Source organism: Pseudomonas sp. GW822-FHT02D10 (assembly GCF_058802345.1).
The window spans coordinates 97,399-109,783 of sequence record NZ_JBXAOB010000002.1 but is presented as its reverse complement, the minus strand read 5'-3'; the positions used below and the strand labels follow the sequence as shown (position 1 = coordinate 109,783).

Genomic DNA, 12,385 nt, shown 5'->3' with positions numbered 1-12,385 from the left:
TAGGCTGATATCAATTGGCCGTCAACCGGCGGATATCGGCTCGAAGACTCGAGGACACAACGATGGGGAACTGGCTGAATCTTCGTGCACTGATCGCGAAGGTGACGAAGGGGAAGGCGCTGATACGCGGCCTGTCGTTGGCGTGTGTGGCCTATGCGGGAGTTGTTTCGCATACCGTGAACTCGAGCGGCGAGGTACCGGATGAACACGTGACGCAACGCTACTTCAGTCCCGCGACGGCAAATGTGGCGTTCAGTGATTCACGGGGCTTTGCACCGGTGAGCACTTCCGCTGACGGCGAGCAATTGCCGTCGCTGCTGCTTCGTGAAGAGCAGCAGCGTTGGGTGTTTTAACGAAGGGGGGCGGGCAATTCTGAACAAATATGGAGAATTGCCTCAGCGACCCTGGGTGTCGGTAAATTCTCAAGCGTTGAGTGGCACAGGAGCATTCGGAAGTGCTCCGACACAGGGAGTGTCATCGCCAACCTGGCGGGACCGCCGATCGCCGGTTCGCTTGCGGTCTGCAGTTCAGGGGAAAAAAAGGAGTGCCACTTCACGTTGTAAAACCGGATCAATGTTGAATTGGTTCCGACACAAGGATGTGTCACCTCCTACCTTTTTTGATTTGTATACCGGCATGGATAACTGCGACTGCCTTTGTAATCGATGTGGGCGTTATGCATAGACGTGGGCTATCTGCCATAGAGCCCTGTCAGGTATGGTGCGTAAGGCTGATGAATCAGCTGGTCGGCCAGATTCCAGGAAAAGCGTGAAAAGCGAATCCAATGAACCCCATGACTTCTTTGCACTGCCGCCACCTGAGCACCTGTCTGTTGCTGGTCGTTGGCGTGGCAGGCCCATTGACGCAGAACGCATCCGCAGCGCTCTTCGACTCAAAGCGCTTGCCGTATATCGATGACCATCAGCAATGCCGTGGACAACCCCTGCCCGCCACCGTCGAGCACCTGACGGGCGAAGCCTGGAAGCTCGACCGCAAAGGCAAGCAGGTGGCGCTCGAAGAAGGAATGACGGTTGACGAGCAGGAAGGTGTGAAGACCTCTCCTTTAGCATTCGTCAGTCTGTCGCTGGGCGATGGATCGCGCATTGTTCTGCCGTCCAGTTCACAGGTCACGTTGCGTTTGAACGAAGAACTCGCCGTCCCGCAGGTGATACTTGAGCAAGGTCAGATCGAGTCGTATGTGATCAAGCGCGCCAGCGACTATGATCGTTTTCAGATCGTGACACCGGTCGGCGTGCTCGGGGTTCGTGGCACACACTTTCGGGTGCGAAACAGTGACAATGGGCAATCGTTGATCGAAGTGCTGAATGGCCAGGTGGCCGTCGATCGTGGTGAAGTCGTTGACGCGCCATCAAAAAAACGCACAGGCAAACCGCTCGCGAAAAAGGCCGAAAAACCAGCAGATGAAGTGCAGGTCATGGCGCGCCAGGGGTTACGCATTCAGAAAGAAGGCAAGCTGACGCCGATCGACCTGTTGCCCGCGCCGCAGTTGTTGGGGCAGACCGGTCAAACCGGCTCCACACCGGTTTGGCAGTTGATCATGAAACCCTTGCACGGGGCCACGCGCTACCGGGCGCAAGTGGCGACCGACACGGACTTTCTGAACATCAAGCAGGAACAGTTTTCCAGCACGCCAGAGATCAACTTCAGTGGATTGAAAGCGTTTTTCTACCATGTTCGACTCTCTGCGTATGACGCGCAGGGGCTTGAGGGAGAAACCGGGGTATATGACATCTTCTATTACCCCAGGACCACGCGTGTTCAATAACGACTCGGCTATTTGTCGATGAAGCGCTGGCCAAGGAAGGAAGGTCGCGAGCCGACCCAGGCACAGCGGTTGTTTCGTCGGATGGTCCGGGAATGGCTGTGGGTCAGTCTGATCCTGCTGCCGTTGACGGCGATTCTGTCCTTGAGCCATGGGCTGACGCTAAGCAATCTGCTGTACGACAACCTGCGTCGGCTGAGCCCGCTGCCGGTCGACCCGCGAATTCTCATCGTCACCATCGACGATTACAGCTTGCAGCAACTCGGTCAGTGGCCCTGGTCGCGGACCTTGCACGCCGACCTGCTGGATCGGCTCACCGAGGCGAAGGCCAGGGGCGTGCTGTTCGACGTCATCTTCAGCGAGCCCGACAAGCTTCCCGAGAACGACCTGCGCCTGGCACAAGCGATGTGCCGGGCCGGCAATGTGTTCGTGCCTTTGCTGCGCGAAGGGGTTGCGCGTTATGGGCAGCCGCTGGGTGAAATCGAACCTGTTGCGTCGTTGAGTCGCTGTGCCAAAGATATTGGCCATATCAACGCCGAGGCGGATGCTGATGGCATCGTGCGTAGTGTGTATCTGCGCGAAGGCCCTGAGCGCAACCCGAGAGCGCAACTGGCGTGGTTACTCTACGAGACGACCACTGACGGCTCGGACACCCTGCCCGGCTCGCCGTCGTCATTGACGGTTCAAGGCTGGCAACGAACCAACGGTATTCGAATTCCCTTTATCAGCGCGAATGCGGGTTTCCCCAGTGTTCCCTACGTCAGTGTGCTGCGCGGCGAAGTGCCGCCCGAGTTGCTGCGTGATCGCCTGATCCTGATTGGCTCCACGGCGCCTGGGCTGGGCGACCGATACGTGACACCGCAATCGGAGAGTATCGGCACAACACCGGGCATCGAGATTCAAGCCAACATCCTCAATGGCCTGTTGCAACAGCGCAGTATCGTGGTGCTCGCCGATGGCTGGGCGGTCGGGTTGTCGACGGTCGTCGTCGCGTTGCTGCTGGCCTTGCTGCTGTTCCGTCCACGACGCGCCTTATGGTTGACCCTGGGATGCATGGTGATGGCCCTGCTCGCCTCGGCGCTGCTGCTCCGAGCGGGTTGGTGGTGGTCGCCCGCCGCCAGTGTGCTCGGAATGCTGCTGGGTTACCTGATCTGGAGCTGGCGCCGCCTGAGCGCGGTGCTCGCCTACTTCGGCTGGGAACTGGCACGGCTTGATAGTGAGCCGAAAGTGTTTCCCGAGCGCCGCCGCACGCCGTCACCGGCCGGCGATGTATTGCAGGACCAGATCGTCGCGCTGGAACAGGCGATGAGCCGGACCCGCGACACCCGGCGGTTCATCGCCGACGGCCTGGAGTACCTGCCGGTGGCGACGCTGATCAGCGATCCCAACGGTCGAATTTTGCTGGCCAACCGCAATGCCCGGAGTCTGTTTGCCAGCGATCTGGTCGGCGAAGACCTGCTGCAACGGCTCTCGGATCTGGGTTGCCCGGGACTGCTTGAACAGGGACGTTGCGCGTTGTCGACACTTGAGACCAGCGAGTTTCGCGACACCCAAGGTCGAAGCCTGCGTCTGGACCTTGCGCCGTTACTGCCGGCTGAAGGTGGAACGGCGATTGGCTGGCTGCTCAGCCTCACGGATTTGAGCGTCGAGCGCGATGCCGAGGAACAGCGCACGGTGTTGCTGCGGTTCCTTTCCCACGACCTGCGCGCACCGCATTCGGCGATTCTGGCCTTGCTCGACGTCCAGCATTACCAAGGCACGGGTGATACGCAGCTGTTCAGCCAGATCGAATTGCAGGTACGCAAAGCCTTGAGCCTGACCGAGGCCTTTGTACAGTTGGCCAAAGCCGAGTCCGAGGCGTACCAGTTCGAACCGAGCATGTTCGCGATGTTGGTGCTCGATGCGTTCGATCAAGCGATGAGTACCGCGCAACTCAAGCAGATCGAGCTGCTGCACGATCTGGATGACGAGGCAGAATGCAGGGTCCTGGCCGACCAGTCGTTGCTGACCCGGGCACTGTTCAATCTGCTGGAAAATGCCATCAAGTACAGCCCGGCAGGTTCGCAGGTCCGCGTAAGGGTGAGTTGTGCACAGGGCTGGCTGACCTGCGCGGTCACCGACCAGGGAAAAGGTATTGCGGTCGAGGAACTGCCTGAGCTGTTTAGCCAGTACCGGCGCTTTGCCTCGTCTCAAGACAGTGACGGATTGGGCTTGGGGTTGTCGATGGTCAAAGCCGTAGTGGATCGCCATGGTGGACGGGTTTTCTGTGAAAGCCGGATCGGGCAAGGCACGACCTTCAGCGTTCAACTGCCGTTGCTGGAGGAGTGAAGGACTTTTAAACAGGCGTAAAAAAACCGGCGCAAATAGCCGGTTTTTTTAGTGCCGTGAAAACTTATGCACGTTTTCCTGCGTTTTATGAGCTTAAGAAATATCTATATAAATCATAAATTTAGCTGGCAAATAAGATGCTTTTCAACAAAACGGTACACAGGTTATCCACAAAACCTCAGACAGTCTCTTTATCCGCCGCAGCGGGCAGTGGCGGCAGCGAACCGATGTCCCGTTGGGTCTGTTCGTTCCAGGCCGCAGCACGGTCGTTGAGCTCGGCAATCGCTCGTGGGCCAGTGCCTTCGGCATACATCGGCGCACCGATGACGACGGTGATGGTGCCTGGTGTTTTCAACCAACCGGTTTTCGGCCAGAACTTGCCGGCGTTATGGGCGATGGGCAGCACCGGCAACTGCGCGTTGACCGCCAACGCCGTGCCACCACGAGAGAACTTGCCCACGGTGCCGAACGGTACGCGGGTGCCTTCCGGGAAGATCAGTACCCAGACATTGTCCCTGAGCAGCTCATCGCCCTTCTTCGCCACATGCTTGAGCGCGGCCTTCGGGTTGTCGCGATCAATAGCGATTGGCCGCAGCATGGCCATCGCCCAGCCGAAGAACGGCACGTACAGCAGTTCGCGCTTGAGCACCTGGCTCAGTGGCTCGAAGTAGGCCGACAGAAAGAACGTCTCCCAGGTGCTCTGGTGGTTCGACAGAATCACGCACGGCTGGTCGGGGATGTTCTCGGCGCCTTTGACTTCATAGCGGATACCCAGGAACACCTTGCTTAGCCACAACGCGCAACGGCACCAGTAGACGTTGATAAAGCGGTAGCGCGCCTTGAACGGTAAAAAAGGCGCGATAAAAAAGCTCAGGCTGCACCAGAGCAACGAGCTGGTGCCCAGCAGCAGGTAAAAAAGAAAGGTTCTGATTGCCTGCAAGATCGACATAGCGGCATTTGCCTATTAAAAGTGCGCTCCCGAACAGTCCTTGATCAGGATGTCAGAATCGCCCTAGTTGTGGATAAGTTCTGCGGCAATCGCCGCCAGATCGTCAAAAATCAAAGTACCTACCGGTAGGGTCAAGCCCTGAGTCTTTTCGCCTTTTCCGGTTTTTACCAAAACTGGCTGACAGTCGACGGCTTTTGCCGCCTCCAGGTCACCGAGACTGTCGCCGACGAACCATAGGTCAGTCAGCGCCACGTCGTAATGTGCGGCAATGGTTTTAAGCATGCCGGGTTTGGGCTTACGACAGTCGCAGCCTTCGTCCGGCCCGTGCGGGCAGTAGACGACGAGGCCGAGTTCGCCGCCCTGCTCCGCCACCAACGTGCGCAAGCGCTCGTGCATGGCGTCGAGGGTGGCGACATCGTAGTAGCCGCGAGCAATGCCCGACTGGTTGGTAGCCACGGCTACCGTCCAGCCGGCTTTGCTCAACTGCGCGATGGCTTCGATCGAACCGGGGAGCGGAATCCACTCTTCCACCGACTTGATGTAAGCGTCGGAGTCGTAATTGATCACTCCGTCCCGATCGAGAATCAGCAGTTTCAACAGCAGCTCCTCAGCCCAGCAACGAGATGTCGGCAACGCCGAGGAACAGGCCGCGCAAACGTGCCAGCAACGCATAACGGTTGGCACGGACCTTGGCGTCTTCCGCGTTGACCATCACCGCTTCGAAGAACGCATCGACCGGCTCGCGCAAGGCCGCCAGACGCGCCAGCGATTCGCTGTACTGACGGGCCGCAGCCATTGGCTGCACCGCTTGATCCGCTTGCTGGATCGCCGAGTACAGAGAAAATTCGGCGGCGTTGTCGAAGTACTTGGCTTCGACGGTGGTCGGCATGCTGCCTTCGAGTTTGCTCAGCAGGTTCGATACGCGCTTGTTCACCGCGGCCAATGCAGCGGCTTCCGGCAATTTGCGGAAGGCTTGCACCGCTTGTACGCGCTGATCGAAGTCCAGGGCCGAGCCCGGTTTCAGGGCACGAACCGACAGGTAAGTGGCGACATCCACGCCTTCGTCTTCGTAACGGGCACGCAGACGGTCGAAGACGAACTCCAGCACCGAATCAGCCAGGCCGGCAGCCTTGACCTTGCTGCCGAACGAGTTGACGGCGAAGGCCACGGCGTCGGTCAGGTCCAGGTCGAGCTTCTTGTCGATCAGGATCCGCAACACGCCGAGCGCGGCACGGCGCAGGGCATACGGGTCTTTGCTACCGGTGGGCAGCATGCCGACGCCGAAGATCCCGACCAGGGTGTCGAGTTTGTCGGCGATCGCCACAGCCGCACCGGTCAGGGTGGTCGGCAGTTCAGCGCCGGCACCGCGCGGCATGTATTGCTCGTTCAGCGCCAGCGCGACATCTTCCGGCTCGCCATCGTTGAGGGCGTAGTAGTAACCGGCGACACCTTGCATCTCCGGGAACTCACCGACCATCTCGGTCGCCAGATCACACTTGGACAGCAGGCCGGCACGCGCCGCCCACTGGGTGTTGCCGCCAATGTGTGGAGCGATGAACGCGGCCAGTTTGGAAACGCGCTCGGCCTTGTCGTAGACGCTGCCGAGTTTTTCCTGGAACACCACATTTTGCAGGCGCAGGTTGAAGTCTTCGAGTTTCTGCTTCTTGTCTTGCTTGAAGAAGAATTCGGCGTCGGTCAGGCGTGGGCGAACCACTTTCTCGTTACCGTCGATGATCTGCTGCGGGTCTTTGCTTTCGATGTTGGCCACGGTAATGAAACGTGGCAGCAACTTGCCGTCGGCATCCAGCAGGCAGAAGTACTTCTGGTTGTCCTGCATGGTGGTGATCAGGGCTTCTTGCGGCACATCGAGGAAACGCTCCTCGAACGAGCACACCAGCGGTACTGGCCATTCCACCAGCGCGGTCACTTCGTCGAGCAGCTCTGGCGGAACGATCGCAGTCCCTTCCTGACGGGTCGCCAGCTCAGCGGTACGCGTGCTGATCAGCTCGCGGCGCTCATTGGCATCGGCCAGCACAAAGGCAGCGCGCAGGTCATTCAGGTAGTTGGCCGGCGAAGTGATGCGTACGCTTTCCGGGTGGTGGAAGCGGTGACCACGGGAATCGCGACCAGCCTTCTGGGCGAGGATGGTGCAATCGACCACCTGGTCGCCGAGCAGCATCACCAGCCATTGGGTTGGACGAACGAATTCTTCCTTGCGAGCGCCCCAGCGCATGCGCTTCGGGATAGGCAGGTCGTTCAGCGAGTCTTCGACGATGGTCGGCAACAGGCTGACGGTCGGCTTGCCAGCGATGCTTTGGCTGTAACGCAGCTTCGGCCCGCTTTGATCGATTTCGCTCAGCTCTACGCCGCACTTCTTGGCGAAGCCCAGGGCGGCCTGGGTCGGATTGCCTTCGGCATCGAAGGCGGCCTGACGTGGCGGGCCGTCGAGGTTGATGCTGCGATCCGGCTGTTGGGTGGCCAGTTGGGTGAGCAGCACGGCCAGACGACGCGGTGCGGCGTAGACCTGCTTGGCTTCAAAGCTCAGGCCAGCAGCCAGCAGGCCCTTCTCGATACCGGCAAGGAACGCATCGGCCAGGGTGTTCAGGGCCTTGGGTGGCAGCTCTTCGGTGCCCAGTTCAACCAGGAAATCTTGAGCACTCATTGTGCAGCCTCCAGCTTAGCCAACACTTCATCGCGCAAATCCGGGGTCGCCATCGGGAAGCCCAGCTTGGCGCGAGCCAACAGGTAGGCTTGCGCAACGGAACGCGCCAGGGTGCGGACACGCAGAATGTATTGCTGACGCGCCGTCACCGAGATCGCCCGGCGTGCATCCAGCAGGTTGAAGGTGTGCGAGGCCTTCAGGACCATTTCGTAGCTTGGCAGCGGCAGCGGTTGATCGAGTTCGATCAGGCGCTTGGCTTCGCTTTCATAGAAGTCGAACAGTTCGAACAGCTTCTCGACGTTGGCGTGTTCGAAGTTATAGGTCGACTGCTCCACTTCGTTCTGGTGGAACACGTCGCCGTAGGTCACTTTGCCGAACGGACCGTCAGTCCAGACCAGGTCGTAGACCGAGTCCACGCCTTGCAGGTACATGGCCAGACGCTCGAGACCGTAAGTGATCTCGCCGGTCACCGGGTAGCACTCGATGCCGCCTGCTGCCTGGAAGTAGGTGAACTGGGTCACTTCCATGCCGTTGAGCCAGACTTCCCAGCCCAGACCCCAGGCGCCGAGGGTCGGCGATTCCCAGTTGTCTTCGACGAAACGGATGTCATGCACCAATGGGTCCAGGCCCACGTGCTTGAGGGAGCCCAGGTACAGTTCCTGGAAGTTGTCCGGGTTCGGCTTCAGGACGACCTGGAACTGGTAGTAGTGCTGCAGACGGTTCGGGTTTTCGCCGTAGCGGCCGTCAGTCGGGCGACGACTGGGCTGCACATAAGCGGCGTTCCAGGTTTCCGGGCCGATGGCGCGCAGGAACGTGGCGGTATGGAAAGTGCCGGCGCCTACTTCCATATCGTAGGGCTGAAGTACCACACAACCTTGCTCGGCCCAGTATTGCTGGAGGGCGAGGATCAAGTCTTGGAAGGTACGCACGGCTGGCGTAGGCTGGCTCACGAAATTCACCTGTTTCTTGGGCTGCGATTTAAAGAGCGGGAGTATACCCGATTCGTTCGTCCGCACGCCCCCTGGAGCCTTATGCCACGCTGCTTTTGGTGTTCCGAAGATCCGCTGTACATGGCTTATCACGATCAAGAGTGGGGCGTACCGCTACGCGATGCGCAGCGCTTGTTCGAGTTGCTTTTGCTCGAAGGGTTCCAGGCCGGTCTGTCATGGATCACCGTGCTGAGGAAACGCGAGCGCTACCGTGAGGTGTTGTTCGGCTTCGATGTACAGCGCGTGGCGCAGATGAGCGATGCCGAAATCGACGAATTGATGCTCGATCCAGGGATCATCCGCAACCGGCTCAAACTCAATGCCGCCCGGCGCAACGCTCAAGCCTGGCAGGCGCTGGAAGACCCGGTGGCGCTGCTCTGGTCATTTGTCGGTGGCACGCCGAAGGTCAATCATTTCAAAGACCGCAGCCAGGTGCCGGCGGTGACGCCCGAGGCCGAAGCGATGAGCAAAGGGTTGAAGAAAGCCGGCTTCACCTTTGTCGGCCCGACCATTTGCTATGCCCTGATGCAAGCCTCGGGGATGGTCATGGATCACACCACCGATTGTGATCGCTACGCCATCTTGCGCAGTGGGCGGTTAGAATAGCCGGCTCGTGATACGGATCATGACGTCGGATTAGAAGATCAGGAGTGACCTGTGGATAAGTTTAAAGGCGCCTTGCTGGTAGGCGCTCTGCGGTTATTTGCCCTGCTCCCGTGGCGGGCGGTGCAAGCGGTGGGCGCGGCGATTGGCTGGGTCATGTGGAAAACCCCCAACCGTTCCCGCGACGTGGTGCGCATCAACCTCGCCAAGTGTTTCCCGGACATGGACGCCGCCGAGCGCGAGCGTTTAGTGGGACAGAGCCTGATGGACATCGGCAAATCGCTGACCGAAAGCGCCTGCGCCTGGATCTGGCCCGCCCAGCGCTCCATCGATCTGGTGCGTGAAGTCGAAGGCCTGGACGTGCTCAAGGATGCCTTGGCTTCGGGCAAAGGCGTGGTCGGCATCACCAGCCACCTGGGCAACTGGGAAGTGTTGAACCACTTCTATTGCAGTCAGTGCAAACCGATCATTTTCTACCGTCCACCCAAGCTCAAGGCGGTGGATGAATTGCTGCGCAAACAGCGCGTGCAATTGGGCAACCGTGTGGCGGCGTCCACCAAGGAAGGCATCCTCAGCGTCATCAAGGAAGTGCGCAAAGGTGGTGCAGTGGGCATACCCGCTGACCCGGAACCGGCTGAATCCGCCGGGATCTTCGTGCCCTTCTTTGCCACCAGGGCCCTGACCAGCAAGTTCGTGCCGAACATGCTCGCGGGCGGCAAAGCGGTCGGAGTCTTCCTGCACGCCCTGCGCCTGCCGGACGGTTCAGGCTACAAAGTGATCCTGGAAGCCGCGCCCGAAGCTATGTACAGCACCGATACCGAGACGTCCTGCGCGGCCATGAGCCAGATCGTCGAGAAGTACGTGCGGGCTTACCCGAGCCAGTACATGTGGAGCATGAAGCGCTTCAAGAAACGCCCGCCGGGTGAAGAGCGCTGGTATTGATCCCATTGGCATGATCTGTGGATAACCTTGGGCTGGGGTTATCCACAACCGTTCACGCAAGGACGCAGAAGATGTCCGAACACCGTAAGTCATTTCGAATCAAGATCCAGCACGAGAGCTTCGGTGAGTGCCTGGGCCAGACTCGCAACCTGTCCGCCAGTGGCGTCTATGTGAAACACCCGTCGCTCGCGGCGTTGGCCAAGGGCACGGTGGTTTATGGCCAGGTGCAGGGTTTGCCGGGCAGTGCGCCGCGTGTGCCTATGGAAGTGGTGCAGGTCGACGCTGACGGTATCGGTCTGCGTTACCTTTGAATTGAGCGTTTTTTGATCAGTTGCCCAATCGGTCAAGCTTCTTCAGAAACACCGTCATTTCCTTTTCTGCCTGCTTGTCGCCATGTGCGCGGGCAGCTTCCAGGCCCTGTTCCCAGGCCTGACGGGCGGCGGCATGGTCAGCCAGTGCCAAGTGAGCCTTGCCCAACAACTTCCAGGCCGCCGAATACTTCGGATCGAACGCCACGCACCGGCTGAAATGCTCGGCGGCCTTGGCGTTTTCGCCCAGATCCAGATAACCCTTGCCCAGGCCGAAGCGCAGCAGCGAGTTATCCACACCCTTGGCGAGCATTTTTTCCAGGGATTCGATCATTGGTGGGTTCCTTTAAGCGTTGGAAGCGAAGATCAAAAGATCGCAGCCTGCGGCAGCTCCTACGCTGGCCTCTGTAGGAGCTGCCGAAGGCTGCGATCCTGGCAATGTCGGATCAGAAAAAGCTCAACCCCACATGGAACAACTTCTCCACATCGCGAATATGCTTTTTATCCACAAGGAACAGAATCACATGGTCGCCAGCTTCGATCACCGTGTCGTCGTGGGCGATCAGCACTTCTTCGTCGCGAATGATCGCACCAATGGTAGTGCCTGGCGGCAGGACGATGTTTTCGATGGCCTTGCCGATGACCTTGCTCGACTTCGCATCGCCATGGGCAATCGCCTCGATGGCTTCTGCCGCCCCGCGGCGCAGTGAGTGCACGCTGACGATATCGCCACGGCGCACGTGGGCCAGCAAGGTGCCGATAGTCGCCAGTTGCGGGCTGACGGCGATGTCGATGTCACCGCCCTGGATCAGGTCGACGTAGGCCGGATTGTTGATGATAGTCATCACCTTCTTCGCGCCCAGGCGTTTGGCCAACAGTGACGACATGATGTTGGCTTCGTCGTCGTTGGTCAGCGCCAGGAAGAGATCGGCGTCGGCGATGTTCTCTTCCAGCAGCAAATCACGGTCCGAGGCACTGCCCTGCAACACCACGGTGCTGTCGAGGGTGTCCGAGAGGTGGCGGCAGCGCGCCGGGTTCATCTCGATGATCTTCACCTGATAACGGCTTTCGATGGCTTCGGCCAACCGTTCGCCGATCTGCCCGCCGCCGGCGATGACGATGCGTTTGTAACTCTCATCGAGCCGGCGCATTTCGCTCATGACTGCGCGAATGTTCGCTTTGGCGGCGATGAAAAACACTTCGTCGTCGGCTTCGATCACCGTATCGCCTTGCGGCAGGATCGGCCGGTCACGGCGGAAAATCGCTGCCACGCGGGTGTCAACGTTGGGCATGTGTTCGCGCAGCTGGCGCAGTTGCTGCCCCACCAGCGGCCCGCCGTAATAAGCCTTGACTGCCACCAGCTGGGCTTTGCCCTCGGCGAAGTCGATGACCTGCAAGGCACCGGGGTGCTCGATCAGGCGCTTGATGTAGTGGGTCACCACTTGTTCCGGGCTGATCAACACATCGACCGGAATCGCGTCGTTGTCGAACAGGCCGGCGCGGGTCAGGTACGCGGCTTCGCGCACCCGGGCGATCTTGGTCGGCGTGTGGAACAAGGTGTGCGCGACCTGGCAGGCGACCATATTGGTTTCATCGCTGTTGGTCACCGCCACCAGCATGTCTGCGTCGTCGGCACCGGCCTGGCGCAGCACCGTCGGGAACGAACCGCGACCTTGCACGGTGCGGATATCGAGGCGGTCACCGAGGTCACGCAGGCGTTCGCCGTCGGTGTCGACCACGGTGATGTCGTTCGCTTCACTGGCCAAGTGTTCCGCCAGTGTACCGCCCACCTGCCCGGCGCCGAGGATGATGATCTTCATC

At 59.7% G+C, this 12,385-nt stretch carries 12 protein-coding genes; 6 read left to right on the top strand and 6 right to left on the bottom strand.

All coding sequences use genetic code 11. From position 1 onward, the window contains the following. Window positions 1-62: 62 nt before the first annotated feature. From AC1RPZ_RS03715 to AC1RPZ_RS03705, 3 genes are all read left to right on the top strand, one after another. On the top strand, window positions 63-353 hold the full coding sequence (locus tag AC1RPZ_RS03715) for a hypothetical protein (protein WP_493135016.1): 291 nt from the start codon (window positions 63-65) through the stop codon (window positions 351-353). Window positions 354-784: 431 nt separating this feature from the next. Next, window positions 785-1,786, top strand: coding sequence for a FecR family protein (locus AC1RPZ_RS03710; protein ID WP_493135014.1), 1,002 nt, complete (start codon window positions 785-787; stop codon window positions 1,784-1,786). An 18-nt stretch (window positions 1,787-1,804) separates the two neighbouring features. Continuing rightward, a complete protein-coding gene (locus tag AC1RPZ_RS03705) occupies window positions 1,805-4,111 on the top strand; it encodes a CHASE2 domain-containing protein (protein ID WP_493135012.1) in 2,307 nt (768 codons plus the stop codon). 178 nt (window positions 4,112-4,289) lie between these two features. Here AC1RPZ_RS03705 and AC1RPZ_RS03700 read toward each other — a convergent pair whose 3' ends face one another. The 4 genes from AC1RPZ_RS03700 to glyQ all read right to left on the bottom strand — a co-directional run bounded on the left by AC1RPZ_RS03700 (window position 4,290) and on the right by glyQ (window position 8,672). Next, window positions 4,290-5,060 (bottom strand): lysophospholipid acyltransferase family protein, encoded by a 771-nt coding sequence (locus AC1RPZ_RS03700; RefSeq protein WP_493135010.1) that lies wholly within the window; start codon window positions 5,058-5,060, stop codon window positions 4,290-4,292. A 63-nt stretch (window positions 5,061-5,123) separates the two neighbouring features. Beyond that, the gene (gene gmhB, locus AC1RPZ_RS03695) at window positions 5,124-5,663 is read right to left on the bottom strand and encodes a D-glycero-beta-D-manno-heptose 1,7-bisphosphate 7-phosphatase (RefSeq protein WP_493135684.1); all 540 of its coding nucleotides are present in this window, start codon (window positions 5,661-5,663) and stop codon (window positions 5,124-5,126) included. Between the two features lie 4 nt (window positions 5,664-5,667). Further along, window positions 5,668-7,722, bottom strand: a complete 2,055-nt coding sequence (gene glyS, locus AC1RPZ_RS03690; RefSeq protein ID WP_493135008.1) for a glycine--tRNA ligase subunit beta — start codon at window positions 7,720-7,722, stop codon at window positions 5,668-5,670. Next, window positions 7,719-8,672 carry a glycine--tRNA ligase subunit alpha gene (gene glyQ / locus AC1RPZ_RS03685; RefSeq protein ID WP_493135006.1) on the bottom strand — a complete coding sequence of 318 codons (954 nt, stop codon included), beginning with the start codon at window positions 8,670-8,672 and terminating at the stop codon, window positions 7,719-7,721. Before glyQ ends, glyS begins: the two co-directional genes overlap by 4 nt. Before the next feature lie 81 nt (window positions 8,673-8,753). Here glyQ and AC1RPZ_RS03680 point away from each other — a divergent pair, with 81 nt between their 5' ends. From AC1RPZ_RS03680 to AC1RPZ_RS03670, 3 genes are all read left to right on the top strand, one after another. Beyond that, complete coding sequence (locus AC1RPZ_RS03680; RefSeq protein ID WP_493135004.1) at window positions 8,754-9,317, top strand: DNA-3-methyladenine glycosylase I; 564 nt, start codon at window positions 8,754-8,756, stop codon at window positions 9,315-9,317. A 51-nt stretch (window positions 9,318-9,368) separates the two neighbouring features. Beyond that, window positions 9,369-10,256 carry a lysophospholipid acyltransferase gene (locus tag AC1RPZ_RS03675; protein ID WP_493135002.1) on the top strand — a complete coding sequence of 296 codons (888 nt, stop codon included), beginning with the start codon at window positions 9,369-9,371 and terminating at the stop codon, window positions 10,254-10,256. A 71-nt stretch (window positions 10,257-10,327) separates the two neighbouring features. After that, window positions 10,328-10,567 (top strand): PilZ domain-containing protein, encoded by a 240-nt coding sequence (locus tag AC1RPZ_RS03670; protein WP_493135000.1) that lies wholly within the window; start codon window positions 10,328-10,330, stop codon window positions 10,565-10,567. A 16-nt stretch (window positions 10,568-10,583) separates the two neighbouring features. On the opposite strand, the gene AC1RPZ_RS03665 is transcribed toward AC1RPZ_RS03670, so the two are convergent. Continuing rightward, window positions 10,584-10,898, bottom strand: coding sequence for a tetratricopeptide repeat protein (locus AC1RPZ_RS03665; RefSeq protein ID WP_071552633.1), 315 nt, complete (start codon window positions 10,896-10,898; stop codon window positions 10,584-10,586). Window positions 10,899-11,010: 112 nt separating this feature from the next. After that, entirely contained in the window at window positions 11,011-12,384 is a 1,374-nt protein-coding gene (gene trkA, locus AC1RPZ_RS03660; RefSeq protein ID WP_493134998.1) for a Trk system potassium transporter TrkA, read from the bottom strand. Between the last annotated feature and the right edge of the window lies 1 nt (window position 12,385).